17 protein-coding genes are annotated in these 22,421 nt (G+C 61.7%); 3 read left to right on the top strand and 14 right to left on the bottom strand.

Features of this window, described 5'->3' with window-relative positions; genetic code table 11:
- The 3 genes from peaB to AC1Q9F_RS27860 all read right to left on the bottom strand — a co-directional run bounded on the left by peaB (position 1) and on the right by AC1Q9F_RS27860 (position 3,909).
- The gene (gene peaB / locus AC1Q9F_RS27870) at positions 1 to 1,431 is read right to left on the bottom strand and encodes a quinohemoprotein amine dehydrogenase maturation protein (protein WP_085608195.1); all 1,431 of its coding nucleotides are present in this window, start codon (positions 1,429 to 1,431) and stop codon (positions 1 to 3) included.
- Positions 1,432 to 1,526: 95 nt separating this feature from the next.
- Positions 1,527 to 3,107 (bottom strand): quinohemoprotein amine dehydrogenase subunit alpha, encoded by a 1,581-nt coding sequence (peaA, locus tag AC1Q9F_RS27865; RefSeq protein WP_492621338.1) that lies wholly within the window; start codon positions 3,105 to 3,107, stop codon positions 1,527 to 1,529.
- 601 nt (positions 3,108 to 3,708) lie between these two features.
- A complete protein-coding gene (locus tag AC1Q9F_RS27860; RefSeq protein ID WP_492621339.1) occupies positions 3,709 to 3,909 on the bottom strand; it encodes a hypothetical protein in 201 nt (66 codons plus the stop codon).
- 356 nt (positions 3,910 to 4,265) lie between these two features.
- Here AC1Q9F_RS27860 and AC1Q9F_RS27855 point away from each other — a divergent pair, with 356 nt between their 5' ends.
- A complete protein-coding gene (locus AC1Q9F_RS27855) occupies positions 4,266 to 5,756 on the top strand; it encodes an aldehyde dehydrogenase family protein (protein ID WP_492621340.1) in 1,491 nt (496 codons plus the stop codon).
- A 16-nt stretch (positions 5,757 to 5,772) separates the two neighbouring features.
- Here AC1Q9F_RS27855 and qhpG read toward each other — a convergent pair whose 3' ends face one another.
- The 7 genes from qhpG to AC1Q9F_RS27820 all read right to left on the bottom strand — a co-directional run bounded on the left by qhpG (position 5,773) and on the right by AC1Q9F_RS27820 (position 15,078).
- The gene (gene qhpG, locus AC1Q9F_RS27850; protein ID WP_492621341.1) at positions 5,773 to 7,068 is read right to left on the bottom strand and encodes a flavin-dependent monooxygenase QhpG; all 1,296 of its coding nucleotides are present in this window, start codon (positions 7,066 to 7,068) and stop codon (positions 5,773 to 5,775) included.
- Complete coding sequence (qhpE, locus tag AC1Q9F_RS27845; protein WP_492621342.1) at positions 7,065 to 7,742, bottom strand: subtilisin-like serine protease QhpE; 678 nt, start codon at positions 7,740 to 7,742, stop codon at positions 7,065 to 7,067. The genes qhpG and qhpE overlap by 4 nt, the downstream gene beginning before the upstream one ends.
- Positions 7,732 to 9,450 carry an ABC transporter ATP-binding protein gene (locus tag AC1Q9F_RS27840; protein WP_492621343.1) on the bottom strand — a complete coding sequence of 573 codons (1,719 nt, stop codon included), beginning with the start codon at positions 9,448 to 9,450 and terminating at the stop codon, positions 7,732 to 7,734. Before AC1Q9F_RS27840 ends, qhpE begins: the two co-directional genes overlap by 11 nt.
- On the bottom strand, positions 9,450 to 11,354 hold the full coding sequence (locus tag AC1Q9F_RS27835; protein ID WP_492621344.1) for a sigma-54-dependent Fis family transcriptional regulator: 1,905 nt from the start codon (positions 11,352 to 11,354) through the stop codon (positions 9,450 to 9,452). Before AC1Q9F_RS27835 ends, AC1Q9F_RS27840 begins: the two co-directional genes overlap by 1 nt.
- Positions 11,355 to 11,477: 123 nt before the next feature.
- Positions 11,478 to 12,503, bottom strand: a complete 1,026-nt coding sequence (locus AC1Q9F_RS27830; RefSeq protein WP_492621345.1) for a histone deacetylase family protein — start codon at positions 12,501 to 12,503, stop codon at positions 11,478 to 11,480.
- 3 nt (positions 12,504 to 12,506) lie between these two features.
- Positions 12,507 to 13,745 carry a Zn-dependent hydrolase gene (locus AC1Q9F_RS27825; protein ID WP_492621346.1) on the bottom strand — a complete coding sequence of 413 codons (1,239 nt, stop codon included), beginning with the start codon at positions 13,743 to 13,745 and terminating at the stop codon, positions 12,507 to 12,509.
- Positions 13,746 to 13,767: 22 nt separating this feature from the next.
- Positions 13,768 to 15,078: an MFS transporter gene (locus AC1Q9F_RS27820; RefSeq protein ID WP_007953111.1), complete on the bottom strand. Its 1,311-nt coding sequence runs from the start codon at positions 15,076 to 15,078 to the stop codon at positions 13,768 to 13,770.
- Between the two features lie 162 nt (positions 15,079 to 15,240).
- Here AC1Q9F_RS27820 and AC1Q9F_RS27815 point away from each other — a divergent pair, with 162 nt between their 5' ends.
- The gene (locus tag AC1Q9F_RS27815; protein WP_007953119.1) at positions 15,241 to 16,176 is read left to right on the top strand and encodes a LysR family transcriptional regulator; all 936 of its coding nucleotides are present in this window, start codon (positions 15,241 to 15,243) and stop codon (positions 16,174 to 16,176) included.
- Here the strand turns inward: AC1Q9F_RS27815 and AC1Q9F_RS27810 are convergent.
- Genes AC1Q9F_RS27810 through AC1Q9F_RS27800 form a run of 3 tightly spaced genes read right to left on the bottom strand, consistent with a single transcriptional unit; the run spans position 16,170 to position 19,149 of the window.
- Positions 16,170 to 17,099 carry a 2-hydroxyacid dehydrogenase gene (locus tag AC1Q9F_RS27810; RefSeq protein ID WP_492621347.1) on the bottom strand — a complete coding sequence of 310 codons (930 nt, stop codon included), beginning with the start codon at positions 17,097 to 17,099 and terminating at the stop codon, positions 16,170 to 16,172. The genes AC1Q9F_RS27815 and AC1Q9F_RS27810 overlap by 7 nt on opposite strands.
- The gene (locus AC1Q9F_RS27805; RefSeq protein ID WP_492621348.1) at positions 17,096 to 17,851 is read right to left on the bottom strand and encodes a class II aldolase/adducin family protein; all 756 of its coding nucleotides are present in this window, start codon (positions 17,849 to 17,851) and stop codon (positions 17,096 to 17,098) included. The genes AC1Q9F_RS27810 and AC1Q9F_RS27805 overlap by 4 nt, the downstream gene beginning before the upstream one ends.
- A complete protein-coding gene (locus AC1Q9F_RS27800) occupies positions 17,848 to 19,149 on the bottom strand; it encodes an MFS transporter (RefSeq protein WP_492621349.1) in 1,302 nt (433 codons plus the stop codon). The genes AC1Q9F_RS27805 and AC1Q9F_RS27800 overlap by 4 nt, the downstream gene beginning before the upstream one ends.
- A gap of 144 nt (positions 19,150 to 19,293) precedes the next feature.
- On the opposite strand from AC1Q9F_RS27800, the gene AC1Q9F_RS27795 reads away from it, so the two are divergent.
- Positions 19,294 to 20,253: a LysR family transcriptional regulator gene (locus AC1Q9F_RS27795; protein ID WP_492621350.1), complete on the top strand. Its 960-nt coding sequence runs from the start codon at positions 19,294 to 19,296 to the stop codon at positions 20,251 to 20,253.
- Positions 20,254 to 20,266: 13 nt separating this feature from the next.
- Here the strand turns inward: AC1Q9F_RS27795 and mrdA are convergent, their stop codons facing one another.
- Positions 20,267 to 22,159 carry a penicillin-binding protein 2 gene (gene mrdA, locus AC1Q9F_RS27790; protein WP_492621351.1) on the bottom strand — a complete coding sequence of 631 codons (1,893 nt, stop codon included), beginning with the start codon at positions 22,157 to 22,159 and terminating at the stop codon, positions 20,267 to 20,269.
- Between the last annotated feature and the right edge of the window lie 262 nt (positions 22,160 to 22,421).

Genomic DNA, 22,421 nt, shown 5'->3' with positions numbered 1-22,421 from the left:
TCAGTGAGCCTTGCGCGGAGTGATGTAGCTGCTGATGAACGCAGGGTTGTTGGCCATGATCCGGGTGTAGACCTCGATGCCGAAGTCGACCCAGTCACGCATCAGTTCGCAATAGTGATAAGTCGGGTGGGCCGGGTCACCGTAGCGGGCGTAGCTCTCGTGGTAGCAACCGCCGGAACACAGGTTGCGGATCTGACAGTCATGGCAACCGGTGTTGGTGCGATCCAGACGTTGGGACAGAAAGTCGTTCAACTCGACCTGTTTAACGCCGCTGTGGACGTTGCCGAAGGTCGGCAGCGACGAGCCGGTGAAGCGATGGCACAGGTTCAGTTCGCCCTTGTGATCGACCGCCAGCATCTTCAATCCGGCACCGCACGGCAGGGCCTTTTTGTGGCCTTCGTGGATGTCGGTGATCAGTTGATGCAGGTTGGAGAAACCGATATTGCGGTGTTCCAGCGCAGCCTCCAGATAACGCCGACCGAGGCGTTTCATGCTGGCGAACACTTCGATCAACTCGTCAGTGGTCAGGTTGAAGCTGCTGATGTCGCCGGAGGTCACCGGGGCAAATCCGACTTCGGCAAACCCCAACTCGTTGAACAGGTGATCCCAGATGGTTTCAACGTCGGTGACGCCCGTGGTCAGGGTCACCCGCGCGCCGACCGGACGGCTGTTGTAGCGCGACAGCAGCATTTCGGCCTTGCGCCGCACCACGTCATAGGTGCCCTGCCCGCCCACGGTGATGCGGTTGCGGTCGTGCACGGTTTTCGGCCCGTCGATGCTCACTGACAAGCCGAAGCGGTGGGCATTCAGGTAGTCCACGGTTTCTTCGGTGAGCAGCGTGGCGTTGGTGGTCATCACGAATTCGACGAACTTGCCGGCCTCGGCAAACCGCTTCTCGCAGTAATCGACCATGTACTCGATCAGCTTGCGATTGCTCAGCGGCTCGCCGCCGAAAAACACCACGGTGAAACGTTCTTCGTCGGGGGATTCACGCAGCAGCATTTCCACCGAAGCGATGGCGGTTTCGACGTCCATCTTCTTGCCGGCGGACGGCTTGTCGAGGTCTTCCTTATAGCAGTAGGTGCAGCTCAGGTTGCAGCCGGTGTTGACGTTGAGCACCACGGTGTTGATCGCGGTGCGCTCGACGCGTTTGACCGCGATGTCCGGCGTCAGCGGCGAGCCGTCGCTGACCAGCTCCAGCGAAATCAGCTCGCGCAGGGTCTCGTTGATTTCCTCGCCGTTGAACCGCGCGCCGAGGCGCTGGATCAGGTCTTCCGAGGAGCAGCCGGGGCCGCGCAATGCATCGATGATGGTGCCGGTCAGTTCATCGCTGGCGAAAAGCGAACTGCTGGGGATGTGGAACAGCATGCGGTCGGCGTCGACGTGCACTTCGTGCAGATTACGTTCGACCAGATTCAAGATAGCGCCCATTGCAAACCTCCTGTGCAAGCCCCGCCTGGCGGGACTTGCGGTCATTCCGAAAAGTGTCTGAATCGCTGTGTCCCAAGACAACTCACGTTTCAACATCAGGGAATGGGTGGATTGTTCCAGCGTTGCACGGTGACGATCAGGTGACCTTCGCCGGTCAGGGATTTCCCTGCGTCGTCGACGGCGGCGATCACCTTGAGGTTGCCGGCATTGTTGGTGGACATCTTGCGTGCCGGATTCGGCCCGGCATCGCCCGGCGTAAAGACGCCCGCGTCGGCCTGCATGGTGCCGGCGAACTTGACGTCCTCGTCCTCTTTGGCGCGCTCGTCGAAGGCTTCGACTTTCCATTGCGCCGGGAACACGCCGATGCGATACGGCTTGCCGTCGGCACCCTTGCCCCAGGCTTCGGCGTCGAAGCGGCCCTGGACTTTCGGCGTCGAACCGCCACCCTCGCCGATCCGTGCCACCGAGAATTCCGGCACCACTTTGACCGAGGCGATCTTGCTGTACACCGACAGGCTCGGGCCTTTCAGGCTGCCGACGCTGACCGCGCGCAGACCTGGCTGGGCATTGGCTGCCGCTTTGACTTTGACCTTGATCCGGTCGGCACTCTGCTCGACCACTTCGACCACATCCACGCCTTTGCCGAAGTTCGGTTTGCCGCTCAGACCGCTGCCGATCAGGGTCACTTCGGTTTCGCTGCCGGCCTTCACATAACCTGGCTGCACCGCCAGCAAGCGCTGCGAACCCTGTTTGGCGGCGATAAAGTCCAGACCGCGCTCATCGTGCTCGGCCTCGAACATCCGGCCCTGCATGGCGTTGCCCTGTGCGGCGAACACCTGACGCATGGTCACGCCATCGACGGTCACGTTGCCGCGCCATTCGTAGCCGCTGTAGAGGATCGCACTGCCGTCGCCGTTGAACGGGCTGCCGTCGGCGTACTGACCTTTGACGGCGACCTTGAAGGTGTCACTGCCATCGGCGGTGACGCTCATGGTGCCGGCCAGTTCACCCTTGCCTGGCAGGTGACCGCTGAAACTCCAGTCGCCGACCAAAGCTTCGGCTTTCGGTGCGGTTTTGACCCAGGACTGCCATGCCGGGTTATCCAGCGGATAACGTTTGGCCAGCAGCGGGACCATTTCCTTGCGGGCGATATCGAACCAGTCACGATCACGGGACATGGCCTGATATTCCAGCGACGGCCATTGACCGAGGTGGAAATTCACCAGACGTTCCCATTCCTGAGCCGGACGCCGTTGCAGGGCGATCCGCGCACCGGAGTGGCAGCGACCGCACATCTGCGCGGTTTTCTCGTCGAACTGCTCGACCGTGTTCAACCGCCGCTCCAGCGCGTAACGCACGCCATCGGTTTCGCTGGGCGCCAGGCCCTGGGTGTCGGCGAGGTATTTGACCAGCGTGCGACGGTCGTCATCGCTGATCTGCAAACCGTGCATGGTCTGCATCCGGGCGATGCTCATCAGCCAGCCTTCCGGGGTCTTGCGCTGGTGGCTGATGCGGCTCAACTGGTCGCCGGCTTCAGGGGTGTGACAGCCCTGGCAGGTTTCCTTGAGGATGGTCTGGGCATCGCGGGCTGCCAGGCTGTACGGCGAATGCAGGGCCACGCAAGCGGCCACGGCCAGCAGGGTGGCGCTCATGCCTGATCGGAGTTTTCTCTTCATCAACGTCGAACCTCGCACGGTGCTTTCTTATTGTTGTGGCTTATCGTTTTTATGGTTTCTGCCGTTCGTGGCGATACACGAACGGAGGCAAGCGAAACGTCTGCCGTGAGCAATACACGGAGCGTGCCAGCTTGCCGATAAGCTTTTCAATCAAGCAGTTACGTGAAGATCAAGGCGAAGTGGTGATGCTGGCGGCGTTCGCCAGCGTCCAATTTCGCGACAGCTGTTGCAGTCTGAGACAAGCATAGTTGTTGCGGCGTCAGCGACATTGCGTCGCGCGACAGATGACCCGGAGCTGACAGCATCCTCCATGAAAAACCTCCAGGAGAGCGACGCCTGCCGAACGCGCACGAAAACAAGCCCCGCCAATGACGGGGCTCTTGTATTGGCTTGTTTACCCGCGCCTAGCGAACGGAGTTGTCCGGGTGAACCTTGTAACGCCCACAGAATTCGCAAACCATCGAGCATTCACCTTGCGTGTCAGCCTTGGCTGCCAATGAACCGGAATCGCGCCGGGCTGCTTGAATTCGACGCTCCCGGTAACACGCATACGTGATCAGCAAACTAAAGGCCAAAGACCAAACGCACAGAATTAAAGCCGTCATGATTTATCCTCGAGCGTGGCAACTGCGAAAGAGGTGGCGATCAAGAAAATACTGCTTGTAGCCATCAAGGCACCTGCCCGAATCGTATCCACATCGGTCAGATCGCCGATCAACAGCGCCGCAAACCCCGTCACCAGAAATCCAGTCCCCACGCCTATCATGAAATTGGTTAGCCATCGAATGGTTAAGTTGTTCATCGACATCCCTGTGAAAACACTGACCCGCCAAATCCATGGCAGAAAAACCCTATACACCAAGCAACTTAGCTCGTACTTCATGCCTCCACCAGTCGGTAAAAACTGTCAGACGCGCGGCTTTTCCTACACCTGAAACGGCCCGATTTTGCTCAAGCCCCGTCACAGCGGCGTTGGCTTTGTAGGACGCGTATCCTGCATCTCAACGGGTGTCGCGTTTTGAGACAAATTCACCCTCATCGCCACTCAAACTCTTCCTCCTTCCGCCCGTGCACCCGGGCTGTACGCCACCTTCGAATATTTGGCACAACCATTGCGAAAGCCCCTCTCGATCCCATCGAACAACAAGAGGTTTCGCCATGCCCCTGCCCTATCTACTCCCTGCCACCTCGGCCTTTATCCAGCGCCCGCCACGCATGCTGATCGGCGGCGACTGGGTCGAAGCCGCCGACGGCCAGACCATGCCGCTGCACAACCCGGCCACCGGTGAAGTGCTGTGTGTGGTGCCTCGCGCCACGCCGGAAGATGTCGACCGCGCGGTGCTCGCTGCCCGGCAAGCCTTCGATGATTCAGCCTGGAGCCGCACCCGCCCGCGTGAGCGGCAGAACCTGCTGTGGAAACTCGCCGACCTGATGCAGCGCGACGCCGAACTGCTGGCGCAACTCGAATGCCTGAACAACGGCAAAAGCGCGGCGGTGGCACAGGTGATGGACGTGCAACTGGCCATCGACTTCCTACGCTACATGGCCGGCTGGGCGACCAAGATCGAAGGTTCCAGCGTCGACGTCTCGTTGCCGCTGATGCCCGGCGATCAGTTCCACAGCTTCATCCGTCGTGAAGCGGTGGGCGTGGTCGGCGCCATCGTCGCCTGGAACTTCCCGTTGCTGCTGGCCTGCTGGAAACTCGGCCCGGCGCTGGCCACCGGTTGCACCGTAGTGCTCAAACCGGCCGACGAAACCCCGCTGACCGCGCTGAAACTGGCGGAACTGGTGCTGGAGGCGGGTTACCCGGAAGGCGTGTTCAACGTAGTCACCGGCACCGGCATCACGGCCGGCTCCGCCCTGACCCACAACCCGCTGGTCGACAAACTGACCTTCACCGGCTCCACTGCCGTCGGCAAGCAAATCGGCAAGATCGCCATGGACTCCATGACCCGCGTCACCTTGGAACTGGGCGGCAAATCACCGACCATCATCATGGCCGACGCCGACCTGAAAACCGCTGCGGCGGGAGCTGCCAGTGCGATTTTCTTCAACCAGGGCCAGGTCTGCTGCGCCGGTTCGCGGCTGTATGTGCAGCGCAAGCATTTCGACAATGTGGTGGCCGACATCAGCGACATCGCCAATGCGATGAAACTCGGCAACGGCCTCGACCCGAGCATCGATATGGGCCCGCTGATTTCCGCGCGCCAGCAGGAGCGGGTCTACAACTACATCGAAATGGGCCGGGAAAGCGGCGCGACCATCGCCTGCGGTGGCGAGCAGTTCGGGCCGGGGTTCTTCGTCAAGCCGACGGTGATTGTCGATGTCGATCAGCGGCATTCGCTGGTTCAGGAAGAGATCTTCGGGCCGGTGCTGGTGGCGATTCCGTTCGATGACGAGACCGATGCACTGCGCATGGCCAATGACAGCCCTTATGGATTGGGCGCGAGCATCTGGTCGAACGACCTGGCGGCGGTGCACCGGATGATTCCGCGGATCAAGTCAGGGTCGGTGTGGGTCAACTGTCACAGTGCGCTGGACCCGGCGCTGCCATTTGGCGGCTACAAGATGTCCGGAGTCGGGCGCGAGATGGGGTATGCGGCGATCGAGCATTACACCGAATTGAAGTCGGTGTTGATCAAGTTGTAATGACTGCGCTTACGGCTCAGGGTTTGAAACCCTGAGCCAACAGCCACCCGCGAACGGCTCGCCCTTGCTCAAGCGTCAATCCCGCCAACACCTGATCCGCCGGCTCATCGCGCAACCGCTGCACCAGCGGAGCCAGCTCGACACCTTGCACATGCCAGATCCCCAGCGGCTGATCCGCCGTAATCACCACCTTGGCCTCATCGACAAACCCGTCACGCAACACCGGCATCCGCTCGATCCGCAACGCGGCAAAATCCGCCACCGCGTGCGCCACTTCAGCGTCCGGCCACTGCCGCCGCGCCTGCCAGAACAGCCGATCGAGCCAGCGCTGTTCATCGGCATAAAAATCCCGGCCGATCCGCGCAAAGCGCAGGAACAACTGCTCCACACGCTGACGGTGAAAACGTTGCGCCAACGACGCCCGCTCGGGTTTGCGCAACAGCGTGTTGATCACCACCGGCGCCTGCAACGCCGAGGACAACGACTGAAAAATCCCGTTGCCGGACAGCGGATCCACTGCCATCGCGGCATCACCGACGCGAATCCAGTTATCGCCGCAGACTTGTGGCGCAAGGATCGCAGTGCTGCTGCGAGCGTGCAGTTGCAACTCCAATTCCTGCCCGCCGGCAAAGAAGGTTTGAGCAAAATCCGAGGCCTGACGCCGCGCACGACAGTAATCGAGCAGCTGTGCCTTGCCCGGTAATTGGGCGCTGGCCACGTCCACCGTCCACTGCCAATAACACTGGCCATCGTCCCGTCGGGCCATCCACGCCCACCCGTCTTCAAGGCTTTCCACGGCGCTGGCGGTCACACCCAGCGCGCCTTGCCAGCGGTTAAGCAGGCTGACCGTCTCCGGCCCGCGCAGACCTTTGCCGGATGCCGGTGCCTGTCGCCCACGGGCTTCCACCAGAAAATCTGCCGTCAGCCTCTGCCCGCCATCAAGTTCTACCTGATGGCCGTCGGCCGAGGACTGAACATTCAGGATTCGCCCTTCAATCACTTCGACCCCGGCCACCCGCAGATCTTCCCGCAAACCGCGATCAAAGGTTGGGCGATCCAGCAGAAACTCGATGTTCTGCGCATGCTGCTGACCGTTCCACGAAACCTGCCTTTGGGACGGCAACGTGGCATTCGCCAAAGCATGATGCAACCCGGCACCGCGCAACGCCTCCAGCACCCGTTGCGAGACGCCTTCGAGCGCCGCAAACCGCCGCCATTCGCTGACCAGCGTCACGGGGTAACCCAGTCGTCGCAGCCCCAATGCGACCGCCGCGCCAGCGGGCCCGGCACCGAGAATCAGGATCGCAGTCATGGGCCGAAACGCCGTTCAGGGCCGCGATAACGAGCGTGCTGTTTCAGCCAGTCGATAACTTCAGTGTTGCTCGCTTGCGGATGCTCCAGCAGATAACCGGCGATGTGACCGCTCAACGCGGCACACCCCAGACTGGCCCCGGACTGCCCCGGATAAGTGCCGCGAACACACGCGGCAAAATCCGCCTGCGCACTGTTGAGCCACGACCATTGCTCATCGGTACAACGGGCATCGCCGGTCACCCGCAACACCTGCGGATAACTCGCCGGAAACACCGCTGCGCCCTGCGCCGGGCTCGATGCACACAGCAACACACCACGGGCCACCGCCGCTGCACACGCTTCGCGCAACAGGCTGCGATCCTGGCGCAGGCCGAGGCTCAGATTGATCAGCCGCACGTCCTGCGCCACCAGCCAGTCAATGGCTGCAGATATCTGCAAGGCACTGGTGACGCCGCGCTGATCGAACACCTGAGCCACGCAGATTTGCGCGGCCGGTGCCCGACGACTGATCGCCTCGATCACCGCGCTGCCATGCCCGAGGGGATCCTCGCGCAAATCCGATTCGGCCAGACCGTCCTCCAGCAACGAGAAACTCCGCCCAGCAATCACCTGCACCCGTTGCGCCGCCGAGTGCCCGCTGTCGACCACACCAATCCGCATCTCAGGCTTCATGCAGCACCGTTTTCGAAATGAGCACACCGTCGAGCAATTCGAAACGCAGGTCGGCATCGGCCAGGGTCGACGGACGATGGCTGATCAAAATCCGCGTGCGCCCGGCAAACAACCGGTCGATGGCTTCGATCACCTCGCGCTCTGTGGCTTCATCGACGGCCGACGTGGCTTCGTCGAGTACCAGAATCAGCGGATCCTGCAACAGCGCCCGGGCAATCGCGATCCGCTGTTTCTGCCCGCCGGACAACTGCTGACCGCGCTCGCCCAATGGGCTGTCGAGGCCTTCGGGCAACGACGCGATCAGGCTGTCGAGTTGCGCCAGCCGTGCGACTTCGGCGATGGCTTCGCGGCTGGCGTCCGGTTCCGCGTAAGCCAGGTTGTCGGCGAGGCTGCCGCGAAACAGCACGATGTCCTGACTGACCACGGCGATGCGTCGGCGCAGTTCGAACAGCTCCAGCTCACGCAGATCCACTTCGCCGAGCAACACCCGCCCGGACTGCGGATCGTGATGCCGTTGCAGCAGGTCGATCAGCGTCGATTTGCCGACGCCGGAGCCGCCGCTCAAGGCGACTTTCAAACCGTAGGGAATCGTCGCCTCGATCCCGCTCAACGTACTCGCTCGGCCCGGGTGGCTGAAGTGCACAGCGTCGAATCGCAGCTCGCCCGAGGTCGGAAACAGTTTCGGCGTGACCGGTGAAAACACCGTGGGCTCTTCGCCGCGCAACTCCATGACTCGCCCCAGGCTGACGGTCATGCGCTGGATCGCCACGTACAACCCCAACAGGCTCTGCACCGGCCCGACCGCCATCCCCAGATAGGTGGAAAACGCGATCAGCGCGCCGAGTTGCCAGGTGCCGTGCACCACCCAATAACCGCCGATCAAAAACGCGCAGGCGCGGGACAACGAGGTCAGCGTGCCGGGCACAGCCTGGGTGAAAAATTCGGTGACTTGCAGGCGCAGCAACTGGTTCATGTAGCCCTGCCCGAGACTTTCGAGACGCCGCGCTTCACGCTGCTGCTGGCCGGCGGACTGGATGAATTTCATCACCGGCAAGGTCTCGACCATGAACGACGACATGTCCGCCGAACGCTCGCGCAACTGACGCACATCGCGCTCGACCTTGCGCCGCATCCAGCGCAGCCACAGCACGTCGAGCGGGATCAGCACCAGCGCCAGCAATGACAGTTTCCACGACAGCGTGAACAGCATCGCAATCGCGACCACCAGGCCAATCACACTCGACACCGCCGAGAACAACGAGTCCACGGCGAAGCGCTGAATTTCCGCCACATCGCCGTCGAGCCGCGACATCAGATCCCCGATCCGCCGCTGCCCGTAGAAGCTCGGCGACAGTTTCTGCAAATGCCGGTAAAGGTCATCACGCAGGGCAAACAGAATCCGCCCTGACAGCCGCGTGTGCAGATAACGGTTGATCCCCGACAACGCCGTGCCGAGCAGTCCCGCGATGATCATCAACACCGCGATCATTACCAGCATCGGGAAATTGCGCGCCAGCAAGCCATCGTCGATCAACAGTTTGACCAGCCACGGCTGCACCAGCACCAGCAGTGACGCGCACACCGATAGGCCGAGCAGGCCGGCAATCGCCAACCGCTGCGGCCGTACAAACCCGTATAGCCAGCGTAATGCCGCTTGCAGCGCCGCAGGGTTCTGGCTGTCGATCAGCCGCACGAACAGGCGCTGCATCACGAGCGCAACTGTTTGAGTTTGCGGTACAGGGTCGCGCGGCTGATGCCGAGGGCGTCGGCCGCAGCCGAGACATTGCCCTGATGGGTGTCGAGGGACTGGCGGATCATCTCCAGTTCGTTTTCGCGAATGCTGCCGGTCTGGGGTTTCTCGGTGGCGGACAGTTCGTCGAGCATGCTGTCGGGCAGATGATCGAGGGTCAGCACGGTTTCACCGGGTTCGCACATGGCCAAAGCGGTGCGCAAGACCATTTCCAGTTGGCGGATGTTGCCCGGCCAGTGATACGCGCCGAGCAGACGATTGAGGTCGTCGTGCAGCACAGCGTTCGGCGCGTCGAGCTTGCCCAGCAGCCGAGTGACCAGCGCGCTGAAGTCATCGCGCTCGCGCAGGGCCGGGAGCATCACGCTGATACCGTTGACCCGATAGAACAGATCCTCGCGAAATTGCTTGTCTTCGACCTGACGTTTGAGGTCGCGGTGGGTGGCGCAGATCAGTGCGACGTCAATGTCCTGTTCTTCCCCGGCACCCAGCGGCGCGACTTTTCGATCCTGCAAAACGCGCAGCAAACGCGCCTGCAAGGCCAGCGGCATGTCGCCGATTTCATCGAGGAACAGTGTGCCGCCGTGGGCCTGTTGCAGGCGCCCGATCATGCCGCCACGGCGCGATCCGGTGAACGCGCCTTCGCGGTAGCCGAACAGTTCCGACTCGATCAGGCCTTCTGGAATCGCCGCGCAGTTCACGGCCACAAAGGGTTTGTCGCTGCGGCTACCGGCCAGGTGCAGGGCGCGGGCGATCACTTCTTTACCGGTGCCGGTTTCGCCAAGCAGCAATACCGGCAATTCATTGGCGAGACCTTGGCGGGCCATGCGCAAGGCGCGGGCGTAACGGGTGTTGTTGCCGGCCAGGGCTTCCAGATCCGGTTGCGCCTTGGCGGCTTTCGCGACGCTGCGTTGTGGGCCACCGAGGTTCACCGAGCGCGCCGGGGCTCGCAGGGTCTTGTAGAAAAATTCGCCCTTGGCGGTTTGCACGCTGCCGACGCCGCCCTGTTGCAGACGGGTCAACAATTGCACGCCATCGACGCCAAGGAACTCTTCGCAACGCCGCCCGACCAGCGCCGAACGTTCGGCCCGCAACAACTGGCAGGCCTGGGCGCTGACCGCCAGAATCTGCCCGCCGAGACTCACCGCCAGCAGCCCTTGCCACGGCGACTCCAGATACTGCCGGCGACTGTGGAAGGCGAGGACGATCTGATCGGGAAAACTGTTGTTGAACACCCGACTCTCGATCTGGCTGACCGCCATGCTCAGCAGCGCGGTGCTGTCGTGAACGCGACCGAGGGGGCCTTCCCGGGTCAGGTCAAGGACGCCAAGAATTTCGCCCTGAGGGCAATGGATCGGCACCGAGGTGCAGGAAAAATCGGTGAGGCGGTCGAGGTAATGTTCGCCGCAATCGATCAGGGTGGGCCGGGCTTCGACCAGCGCCGTGCCGAGGGCGTTGGTACCGCGTGCGGCTTCGCTCCAGCAGGCGCCGAGGGTGATGTCCTGCAAACCGCTGCCCTTGAGCCGGTCGGCACGTCCCTCGACCGCAAGAATGGTGGCGTCGGAATTGGCGAGGATGATCAGGCCTTCCTTGCCCTGACGTTCGGCCAGGTAATCGACGGCCGGTATCGCCGCATCGATCAGCAGGCGATTGCTCGCCAGCAACACATCGAGACTGGCGCTCGACTCCAGTGCCAGCTCATGCTTGCCATTGAAATGCACACCGTGGCTCAGGCTGCGCCGCCACGAAGCATCGATCTCCGCACGCAACACGCCATCCGGGACCTGCCCTTCGAGATGGAGTTTTTCCCGGGCCAGCCGGGCTTCGTGGTGAGACTTGGGATCGGTTGTTTTTATTAGAGTCATCAAGCGCTCCGGAGCGGTCCGCTTTGCGCTTCTTTACTTCAGCGCCCTGACGCCAATGTTTACGTTAACGTCAGGGCGATGGCAAGCACCGTAGGGCGCTTGTGTTCCGGCAGGTGGATTGCCTCAGCGCTGCCACACCTCGCCACTCACGAAAAATGCCCGGGCGTTGTCTTCGAGACTTTCCAGGTGATAGCCGCCTTCCTGCACGATCAGGCATGGCAGGCCCAGGCTGCGGATTCGCTCGCCCAATGCTGCAAAACCTTCACGAGTCACGGCGACTTTGCTTTGCGGGTCCAGCTCATAGATATCGAAGCCCAGCGACAGCACCAGCACCTCGGCACCGAACTCGCGCACCGCCGCCAACGCAACTTCCAGTTGCCCGAGGAAGTCCGCTTCGCTGGAACCATGGGCCATCGGCAGGTTGAGGTTGAAGCCCTCCCCCGCACCGCTGCCACGCTCGTCGGCGAACCCGGCGACGCCCGGATAGAAGTTGGTCGGATCGCCATGCACCGAGACGTAGAGCACGTCATCGCGATCGTAGAAGATTTCCTGGATGCCCTGGCCGTGGTGCATGTCGGTGTCGAGCACCGCGACTTTTTCAAACGTGTCGCGCAATACCTGCGCCGCCACCGCCGCGTTGTTCACATAGCAGAAACCGCCCGCTGCCTCGGCCCGTGCGTGATGCCCCGGCGGACGGCACAAGGCGTAGGCCGCCGGCTCACCGTCGATCAGCGCCTGAGCCCCGGCCACCGCGCTTTGCGCCGACCAGTAAGCCGAGCGCCAGGTCTGCTCGCCGACCGGGCAACTGCCGTCTGCGAGGTAACGCGCAGCCTGGGCGAGGATGCCACGCAAGGCATTCGGCTCGCGGACGAAGATGTTCGACATCACCTCATCGCCCCAGTCTTCGGGGATTTCTTTCCAGCGTGCGTGCGCTTCCTGGAGAAAGGTCAGATACGGCGCGCCATGCACCGCCAGCAACGGCGCGAGACCGGCATCGACGGGCTGCTCGACGCTGAAGCCCAAACCGTGGGCGGCCTGCACCAGTCGTTGCGCACGCTCGGGCACTTCCTGCGGAGTACGCATCTGGCCACGCGAGTAATAGCTACGTGGATGGTGGAGCAATTGTTCGGCATGGAAAAAACTGCGCATGATTCAGATTCCCTGTTCGATTCGACCGGCGCGGGCCAGCACGGCGTTGAGCAATACGTCGGTGCCCTGCTTCACGTCTGCGGGCAACACATCTTCGGCTTCGTTGTGGCTCAGGCCTCCGACGCACGGGATGAACACCATTGCCGTCGGGCAGTAGCGCGCGAGATGTATCGCGTCATGCCCGGCGCCGCTGACAATCGACTGCTGAGCGTAGCCCAGCGCATCCACCGCCTCTTGCACCGCCGCCACGCATTCGGCGTCGAACGGCGTGGCCGGGCTGATCCAGTGCGGAGTGATCGTCAGGTTCAGGCCTCGGCCATCGGCGATGGCCTGCAAGCGGGCGCGGACCTGTTGCTCCATGGCAGCAATCGCTTCGTCGCGGTGATGACGCAGATCGACGGTGAAATTCACCAACCCCGGAATGGTGTTGCGCGACGACTTGTTGATGCTCAACTCGCCGACCGTGGTGAGGCCTTCCGGCGCAAAATCCGTGGCCAGACCTTCAATCGCCTGAATCATCCGCGCCACACCGTACAGCGCGTCTTTGCGCAGCGGCATCGGCGTGGTGCCGGCGTGAGCGGCCATGCCTTCGACACGCACATCGAGCCAGCGGATCGCCTGACCGCCCGTGACCACGCCGATGCTTTTGGCGTTGTCTTCGAGGATCGGGCCTTGCTCGATGTGCGCTTCAAAATACGCGTCCACCGCGCCGCCCAACGGACGCTCACCGGCGTAACCGGTCCGCTGCAAAGCTTCTGCGACGCTGATGCCATCGACATCACGCACCACCAGCGCGGCGTTCAGATCCATGATCCCGGTGAACACTGCCGAGCCGAACATGGCCGGGGTGAAGCGTGCACCTTCTTCGTTGGTCCACACCGCCACTTCCAGCGGTTTGCGGGTCTGGATGTTCAGGTCGTTGAGGCAACGCACCACTTCCAGCCCGGCGAGTACGCCGTAGACGCCATCGAAACGTCCGCCTTCGGGCTGGGTGTCGAGGTGGCTGCCCATCATCACCGGTGCGGCGTCCGGATCGGTGCCGGCGCGGCGGGCGAACAGGTTGCCGATGGCGTCCACACTCAGGGTCATGCCGGCTTCACGGCACCAGTGGGCGAACAGTTCGCGACCGGCCTTGTCTTCGTCGCTCAGCGCCAGACGGCAGCTGCCGCCTCTGGCGGTCGCACCGATTTCGGCCATGGCCATCAGGCTCGCCCACAGGCGTTCGCCATTGATCTTCAACATGAGGTTCTCCTGAAATTCCGGGTTAGGCACGGGCCATTTCCGCGCGATGGGCGCTGGCGTGACGACGGGCAAGGGACAGCACGCAGACCAGCGAAATGCCGGCGATCAGGCTGTAGAACACCGCCATCGGCCACCACTGCCCGGTGAACTTGTGCGCCAGCATCGTGCCGATCAGCGGCGTCAGCCCACCGGCCACCGCGCCGCAGATCTGATAGGCCAGCGAGATCGCGGTGTAGCGCACGCGGGTCTCGAACATGCCGCTGACGTAACCGGCGATCACCGCATAGAACGAGGCCATGCACACCACCGCCAGCGCAATGCCGAGGATGATCAGCGGCGCCTGGGCCGAACTGACCAGTACAAACATCGGATACGGCGAGGCCATCGCCAGCAGCGACACCAGGCACAGGAATCGCGTCGCGCCGATCTTCTCCGCCGTCCACGCGGCCAGCGGTTGAATGCAGAACTGGATGATCGCAACGAAGAACAGGCATTCGAGAATCAGTGAACGCGGCAACGCCAGTTGCTGAGTGGTGTAGGCGATCATGAAGGTGTTGGTGAAATACACCCCGGCGATGCCCAGCGTGTTGGCACCGATGCACAACAACAGCGGCCGCCATGCGGTGCGCAGGACTTCCATCACCGGTGCCTGTTCTTTCTTGATCTGTTTAGTGGCCTGCTCACGGCTGGCGAGGAATTCCGGCGACTCGTTCACGCCCAGTCGGATCGCCAGGCCCACCAGCAGCAACAGCGCACTGGCGAGGAACGGCAGACGCCAGCCCCAACTCATCAGGTCTTCTTCCGGCAAACGGGTCACCGCGCTGAACGCCAGCAGCGACAGGATCAAACCCGCCGGGCTGCCCAGTTGCGCGAACGAAGCGAAGAAATTGCGCCGGCCCTTGGGCGCATGCTCGCCGGCCATCAACACCGCCCCGCCCCACTCGCCACCGACAGCGATGCCCTGGACGATGCGCAGCAGAATCAGCAGCACCGGCGCGGTTGCGCCGATCTGCGCGTAGGTCGGCAACAGACCGATGCACACCGTGACCACGCCCATCATCAGCAGCGTGATGATCAAGGATTTTTTGCGGCCGATACGGTCGCCGATATGGCCAAAAATGATCCCGCCCAACGGCCGGGCAAAGAAGCCCACGGCGAAGGTGCCGAATGCGGCCATGGTGCTGAACAGTGGATCGTCGGAGGGAAAGAACAGCGCGCCGAACACCAGCGCGGCGGCGGTGGCGTAAATGTAAAAGTCGTACCACTCGATCATGGTGCCGATGAAGGCTGCGGCCGCCGCACGGCGCGGCTGGTTCGAAGCGTGGGGCTTCATGGGGTCGGGCTCCTTTGATTGTTTTTTTGGCAGGAGGAAAACGTAAATCCGAGGCGCTCTGGCGGCGCCTGTCGTGGGGTGATTTATCGTCCCGAGGCTATGATTAGTCAATTTTCTATTTATTATTCCGAGTATTACCTCACCTTATAATCGAGAGCCGCCATGGCCGAACGTGATGTGCAACGCCTGCTCAACGACCGCCTCGACTGGAACCTGCTACGCACCTTCCGGGTGATCGGCCAGGAGCTGAGCATCAGCCGCGCCGCTGCGCGTCTGCACCTGACCCAACCGGCGGTGAGCCAGGCGCTCAAGCGTCTGGAGGAACAATTGGGTCGCCAGTTGATCGCCCGACGCGGCCCACGATTTGCCCTCACCGAAGTCGGCGAGCAGATCTTCGAACTGGCCGGCGAGATCTACGGGCAGATGTCCCAGGTCAGCAGCCTGCTGGAGCAACCGGCCGACGAAGTGATCGGCAAGGTGCGGCTGCTGATCATCAGCCGGATCTTTTCCGAGCGTTTCGATGACTTCCTCGCCGACTTTCATCGGCAGTATCCACGGGTAGATCTGGAGGTGGATGTGATGCGCAGTTCGGACATCGTCAGCGCCCTTCAGGAGAAAACCGCGACCCTCGGCCTGAGCCTCAATCGCCGCCCGCAACCGCGTCTGGAACAGCGCCTGTTCCTGCGGCAGCGCTATGCATTTTTCTGCGGCAAGCACCACGCGCTGTTTGGCCGACAAGACATCGGCGAAGGCGATTTGCAGCGGGAGAATTTCGTCAGTTTCACCAGCGACCAGATTGGCGGCATGCTTTCGCCACTGACGATTTTTCGCGATCAGCAAGGCTTCAGCGGACGCATCGTTGCGTCATCGCCAAGCCTGGAAGAAGTGCGGCGACTGGTAATCGCCGGGTTCGGAATCGGTTGCTTGCCGGAGCACGTGGTGGCGGCGGACGTCGAGGCCGGATTGCTCTGGCGCCTGCCGCCCCACGAGGGGATTGCCGATGTCGACATTCATCTGCTGTGGAACCGCGACCAGCGCATGAGCCGCGCCGAAACGCTGTTCATCGAACGTTTGCAGGCCTGTCTGGCGGATCAGTAACCGAGCAGTCGATCCGCGCTGTTGAGCAAAGGCTCACCGGCATTCAGACGGCGGAAGTTCTCGGCGATCTGTTCGGCGATGCAGTCGTGCGAGGCCGCCGAGGCCATGTGCGGGGTGATGGTCACGCCCGGCGTATTCCACAACGGATGGTCGGCGGGCAGCGGCTCCTGTTCGAAGACATCGAGCAATGCACCACGCAGTTTTCCACGGGCCAGTGACTGTTGCAGATCCTCGATGTTCAGATGACCGCCGCGCCCGACGTTGACCAGTGCCGCACCGTTGGCCAAGTGCTCGAACGTCTGGCGATTGAGGATGCCGCGAGTCTCGTGGGTGAGTGGCAACAGGTTGATCAGCAACTCCACGCCGTCGAGGAACGGGTTGAAAGCATCGATGCCGGCGAAAGTCTGCACGCCCGGTAAATCCTTTTTGCTGCGCGCCCAGCCACGTACGTCATAACCGGAACTGGCCAGGTCTTGGGCAATCGCGCTGCCGAGCGAACCGAGCCCCATCACACCGATCCGAAACTCATGGGCCGGGCGTTGCAGCGGTCGCTCCCAATGCTGTTGGCGCTGTTGCTCCAACACTTGATCGAAGCCGCGATGAAAGTGAATCACCGCCCAGCGCACATACTCGGTCATGCCTTGGCGATGGCCGGGATCGACCACCCGGCACACCGGCAGATCCGGGCATGAAGGATCGTGTTCAAGATGATCGATACCGGCAGCGACCGAGTGAATCACTTGTAGATTGGGCAACGCGGCGAGGCTGTCCGGCAGCGGAAACCAGCACGCCGCGATCTGCGCATTCGCCGCCCGGGGATCGTCGGCCAGCACCGCCGAAAGCTGAGGTGCACGGCGGGCAAAGGCTTCCTGCAATTGTTTGAGCAACAGCGTGTCGCGGGACATCAGTGCAACGGTGTTCATGACAGATAGGACTCGCGCTGGGATTCGATCAGGGTCAGTGCGGCCTCCCAGGCCAGGTCGATGATGTTGTCCTGCTCATCGCGGTCGAACTGTTCGGCGGTGTGGGCGCAGACTTCCGGCGAGGGGAAATGCAGCTCGCAGCCACCGGCCAACGCCTGCACTTGGGCCTGGCAGGCACGCTCCAGAAAGTGGATTTCCTGGAATGCCTGGGCCACGCCGGAACCGCCGACCAGCAGGCCGTGATTGCGCAGGATCATCGCCCGGTGCGGGCCGAGGTCAGCGATCAAGCGCTCGCGCTCATCCAGTGACAAGGCGATGCCTTCGTAGGTGTGGTAAGCAAGTTTTCCGTAGAACTTCAGCGCGTGCTGACTGATCGGCAGCAGGCCTTGTTTCTGCGCGGCGACAGCCATGCCGGCGGCGGTGTGGGTGTGGATCACGCAGTTCAGATCCGGCCGCGCCATGTGGATCGCCGAGTGGATCACAAAGCCGGCGGTGTTGACCCGATGCCCAGCATATTCAGGATCGACGATGCGTCCGTCCTGATCGATGCGCACCAGATCGGAAGCACGCATGCGGTCGAAAATCACCCCGTAGCGGTTGATCAGGAAATGATGCTCCGGCCCCGGAATTCGCAGGGTGATGTGGGTGTCGATCAGGTCGGTCATGCGAAAGTGCGCGATCAAGCGGTACAACGCCGCGAGCTCGCAACGGGCTTGCCATTCGATCGGGTCAATGTGGGCGGGCTTACTCACGAATACACCTCTTTGTTGGTATGAAGGACGACCGGGTTGGCCCGCAGACGCGCGAGGCCACACACACCGATCAGAGACAGGGCCGACAGCAGCGTGAAGAACACCGCCAATGGCAGCCACTGCCCGGAGAACTTGCTGGCCAGCAGCGTGCCGATCAGCGGCGTGGTACCGCCGGCCAACGCGCAGCTCAACTGGTAAGCGATGGAGATCCCCGAGTAACGCAGGTGCACCGGGAAGGCTTGGGTCATGTATCCCGCGATCACCGCGTACAGGGCCGAGAGAATCACCACCGCGACGGCGATGCCGAGGGTCATCAACAGAATGTTTTGAGTGCCGACCAGCAGGAACATCGGGTACGGCGTGACCATGCACAGCAACGCAACCAGCATCAGGAATCGCCCTTCGCCAATGCGTTCGGCGAGCAATGCCGATAGCGGTTGCGAGAGCAATTGAATGACGGTCACCAGGAACAGGCAGTCGAGAATGGTCGCCCGCGGGATGCCCTGATATTGGGTGACGTAGGTAATCATGAAAGTATTGGTGAAGAAGAAGCCGGCCGAACCAATGGTGACTGCGGCGGCAGCGAACAGGATCTGCCGCCAGCACTGACGGATCACGTCTTTCACCGGGTATTTGGCGGTTTCGTTGTTGTCCCTGGCCTTGGCGAACTCCGGCGATTCATGCACACCGGAGCGGATCATCAAGCCGACCATCATCAGCACTCCGCTGGCGAGAAACGGCAGGCGCCAGCCCCAGGCGAGGAAGTCTTCCGGCGACAGCGACGTAACCAGACGGAACGCGATCAACGCCAACAGCAAACCCGCCGGGCTGCCGAGCTGGGCGAACGAGGCGTAGAAGGTTCTGCGTTTGGCCGGCGCGTGCTCACTGGCCATCAACACTGCCCCGCCCCACTCGCCACCAACGGAGATGCCCTGGATCAGGCGCAACACGATCAGCCCGATCGGCGCCCAGATGCCGACGCTGGCGTAGCTCGGCAACAGACCGATACCTGCGGTGGCCAGACCCATCAGCGCCATGGTCACCAGCAGCATTTTCTTACGGCCGAGACGATCGCCCAAATGACCGAACACCATCCCGGCCATCGGGCGGGCGATGAAGCCGACGGCGAAACTACCGAACGCAGCGAGCGTGCTGGTCACCGGGTCGCTGCTGGGAAAGAACACTTGCCCGAGCACCAGTGCGGCGGCGGTGGCGTAGATGTAGAAATCGTAGAACTCGATGGTCGTGCCAATGAAGGCAGCGGCCGCGGCGCGACGCGGCTGAGCGGTGGTGTGCATGCAAGAACCCTGTGTATTTATAGTTTTGGGCAGGTGTCGAGGCGGCTGACGGTCGCGCTCTGTGGCGCTTGTGGGCTTTATCGCTTCCGTGACAGGATTAGTCAATTTTCAAAAACTTATCTTTACTATTAGCGTGACTACTACATGACCTCTTCCGCTAATCCCTGGTTCGGCCGGCGTTTTCTAAATGACCGGCTGGACTGGAACCTGCTGCGCACGTATCTGGTGATCGGTCAGGAAGGCAGCATGAGTCGCGCTGCTGCGCGATTGCACATCACGCAGTCGGCGGTCAGCCAGGCGTTGAAACGTCTCGAGGAACAACTGGATTGTGTGTTGATTGCGCGCAGCGGACGGCGCTTTGATCTGACAGAAACCGGGGAAGAAGTCCTGCGGATTGCGGCGGATATCTACGGCGATATTTCCCGTCTGGGCACCGTGGTCGAGAACCGCCATGACGACGTGGTGGGCAAGATCCGCATACTCACTGTGAGTGGCGTGCAGGCGCGGCATTACGACGAGTTTCTTGCGGACTTTCACGAAACTCACCCTAAAATCGAGCTGGAAGTCGAGGTGATGGGCAGCTCGAACATCATCAGTTCATTGCTGCAAAAGACGGCTACGGTGGGAGTGGGATTGTGTCGTCTTCCGCAGCCGAGACTGGAGCAAAGGGTATTGTTTCGTGAGCGTTATGCGTACTTTTGCGGGCAGCGGCATCGCCTGTTCGGACAGCAGAATCTGACGCTGGAACAGCTGGCGGCAGAAAATTTTGTCAGCTTCACTAGCGATCAGCTTGGCGGCAATCTTTCGCCGTTGACGCTGTTTCGTGACCAGCAAGGGTTTACCGGCAAGATCATCGCCTCTTCCACCAGTTTCGAAGAGATTTATCGTCTGATCTGTGCAGGGTTCGGGATTGGCTGTCTGCCGACTCACCTGGTACGACGGGATGTCGAACAGGGCTTGCTGTGGCGCTTACCGCCGGAGGATGGGGTGGTGGATTTCGATATCCAGTTGCTGTGGAATCGCGAGCAGAAGATGACTCAGGCGGAAACGGTGTTCCTCGACAGCTTCCAGCACATGCTCAGCTTGCGTGAGCCTGTGCTGTGAAGCTGTGACCGGGTTACACGTGGGGATAGCCCGGCGCTTTGGTCGGCGCCGCGTATTGCGGCTTGAGGTGACCGTCCTGGTCGAGTAGCCAGGCGTCCATGATCTGCCGCACCACCGGACCTGCGACGCGGCCACCGGCCTCGCCGTTTTCGATCATTACCGAGATTGCGATCTTCGGATGCTCGGCCGGGGCAAAGCCGACGAACAAGGCGTTGTCACGATGGCGCTCTAGGGTTTTCTCGCGGTTGTAGCGCTCGCCCTGTTTGATCGCCACCACCTGCGCCGTACCACTCTTGCCGGCGATGCGGTACTGCGCACCGGCCGCCGCCGCACGGGCAATGCCTCGGGCGTCGTGCATCACCATTTGCATGCCGTGGTTGACCTGCTCCCAGTCACGCGGATCCTTGAGCAGGATGTTCGGCATCGGGTGTTCGTCCACCGGCGCCACACCGTCGACGGTCTTGGCCAGGTGCGGACGGTTCCAGATGCCCTTGTTGGCAATCAGTGCGGTGGCTTGAGCCAATTGCAGCGGCGTGACCTGCATGTAGCCCTGACCGATACCAAGAATCACGGTTTCGCCGGGGAACCAGGCTTGCCGGCGCGTAGCGCGCTTCCAGGCCTGAGACGGCATCAGGCCGGGCGACTCCTCGAACATGTCCAGCGAGACTTTCTCGCCGAGGCCGAACATCGCCATGTAATCGTGCAGGCGATCGATGCCGAGCTTGTGCGCCAGGTCGTAGAAGTAGGTGTCGTTGGAACGCATGATCGCTGCGTCCATGTCCACCCAGCCGTCGCCGCTGTGGTTCCAGTTGCGGTACTTGTGGTCGAAGTCCGGCAGTTGGTAATAGCCCGGATCGAAGACTCGGGTTTGTGGCGTGACGACACCGGCGTCGAGACCAGCGATGGCCACTTCCGGCTTGATCGTCGAACCGGGTGCGTAGAGGCCGCGCAGCACGCGGTTGAACAGCGGGCGGTCGATGGAGTCGCGTAGCGCGGAGTATTCCTTGGAACTGATACCGGTCACGAACAGGTTGGGGTCGAAACTTGGGTTGCTGACCATGGCCAGCACTTCGCCGGTCGAGGGGTCCAGCGCAACGACCGAGCCGCGCCGGTCGCCCAGTGCGGCTTCGGCGGCTTCCTGGAGCTTGATATCGAGGCTGAGGACGATGTTTTGGCCGGGTATCGGATCGGTGTGTTTCAGCACGCGCAGTACGCGGCCCTGAGCATTGGTTTCTACTTCCTCGTAGCCGACGTGGCCGTGCAGCTGTGGCTCGTAGAAGCGTTCGATACCGGTCTTGCCGATGGATTGGGTGCCGCGGTATTCGACGGAATCGAGGGTCTTGGATTCTTTTTCGTTGATGCGGCCCACGTAGCCGATCGAGTGCGCAAAGTGCGCGCCCAGCGGGTAGTTACGAACGAATTGTGGCTCGACATCCAGGCCCGGCAAGCGGAACTCGTTGACTGCCAGCACGGCGATCTGTTCTTCGGTCAGCTCATAGAACAGCGTTACGGGTGTAAACGGGTGGCGCGACTGCTTCATGGCCTTGTCGAAGACTGTGCGGTCTTCGGCGGGCAGGTGCAGGAGGTTGATGACTTCATCCAGCTCCTGGTTGACGTCGGTCGCGCGTTCTCTTGTGATCGTCAGGTTATAACTGGGACGGTTGTCGGCCAGCAATAAGCCGTTGCGATCGTAGATCAGGCCGCGAGTCGGCGGGATCGGCAGGACATGGACGCGATTGTTTTCGGAGATGGTCGAGTGGTAATCGAACTCGACGACTTGCAGGATGTACAGGCGCACAACCAGAGCGCAACTGACAGCGAAGACGAACAAGGCACAGGCGATCAGGCGTTTGTTGACCAGTCGCGTCTCTTTTTCGTGATCCTTGATAGGGATGGGTTCGGGCATTTCTGCAGCCACTCTTTGACAAAAAATGAGCGCCGATCCTTGGGCGTGACATCAGTCCGTTAAAAAACGAGCTGCACCATACCAAAAACCGGGCGGTCATTTCAGAGGGATTTCCCCAATGGTTACGATCGCGACGGCTAGTGAGCCGACGAGGACAGCCGCAAGGCGGCTGAGAATGCTGTAAGAACTTTCCTGCGGGCAAAACAAAACCCCAACTGCTTTCGCAATTGGGGTTTCGGAATTTAATCTTGACGATGACCTA

The sequence above is a fragment of the Pseudomonas sp. GW823-FHT04A03 genome (assembly GCF_058796615.1).
This window is presented reverse-complemented; position numbering and strand designations above follow the sequence as displayed.

Bases quoted from the DNA above. Each gene is read 5' to 3' on its own strand.
- peaB (WP_085608195.1), bottom strand. From the start codon at position 1,431: ATGGGCGCTATCTTGAATCTGGTCGAACGTAATCTGCACGAAGTGCAC.
- AC1Q9F_RS27815 (WP_007953119.1), top strand. From the start codon at position 15,241: ATGGCCGAACGTGATGTGCAACGCCTGCTCAACGACCGCCTCGACTGG.
- AC1Q9F_RS27795 (WP_492621350.1), top strand. From the start codon at position 19,294: ATGACCTCTTCCGCTAATCCCTGGTTCGGCCGGCGTTTTCTAAATGAC.
- AC1Q9F_RS27840 (WP_492621343.1), bottom strand. From the start codon at position 9,450: ATGCAGCGCCTGTTCGTGCGGCTGATCGACAGCCAGAACCCTGCGGCG.
- qhpG (WP_492621341.1), bottom strand. From the start codon at position 7,068: ATGACTGCGATCCTGATTCTCGGTGCCGGGCCCGCTGGCGCGGCGGTC.
- AC1Q9F_RS27800 (WP_492621349.1), bottom strand. From the start codon at position 19,149: ATGCACACCACCGCTCAGCCGCGTCGCGCCGCGGCCGCTGCCTTCATT.
- mrdA (WP_492621351.1), bottom strand. From the start codon at position 22,159: ATGCCCGAACCCATCCCTATCAAGGATCACGAAAAAGAGACGCGACTG.
- AC1Q9F_RS27825 (WP_492621346.1), bottom strand. From the start codon at position 13,745: ATGTTGAAGATCAATGGCGAACGCCTGTGGGCGAGCCTGATGGCCATG.
- AC1Q9F_RS27855 (WP_492621340.1), top strand. From the start codon at position 4,266: ATGCCCCTGCCCTATCTACTCCCTGCCACCTCGGCCTTTATCCAGCGC.
- peaA (WP_492621338.1), bottom strand. From the start codon at position 3,107: ATGAAGAGAAAACTCCGATCAGGCATGAGCGCCACCCTGCTGGCCGTG.
- AC1Q9F_RS27830 (WP_492621345.1), bottom strand. From the start codon at position 12,503: ATGCGCAGTTTTTTCCATGCCGAACAATTGCTCCACCATCCACGTAGC.
- AC1Q9F_RS27860 (WP_492621339.1), bottom strand. From the start codon at position 3,909: ATGAACAACTTAACCATTCGATGGCTAACCAATTTCATGATAGGCGTG.
- AC1Q9F_RS27810 (WP_492621347.1), bottom strand. From the start codon at position 17,099: ATGAACACCGTTGCACTGATGTCCCGCGACACGCTGTTGCTCAAACAA.
- AC1Q9F_RS27835 (WP_492621344.1), bottom strand. From the start codon at position 11,354: ATGACTCTAATAAAAACAACCGATCCCAAGTCTCACCACGAAGCCCGG.
- qhpE (WP_492621342.1), bottom strand. From the start codon at position 7,742: ATGAAGCCTGAGATGCGGATTGGTGTGGTCGACAGCGGGCACTCGGCG.
- AC1Q9F_RS27820 (WP_007953111.1), bottom strand. From the start codon at position 15,078: ATGAAGCCCCACGCTTCGAACCAGCCGCGCCGTGCGGCGGCCGCAGCC.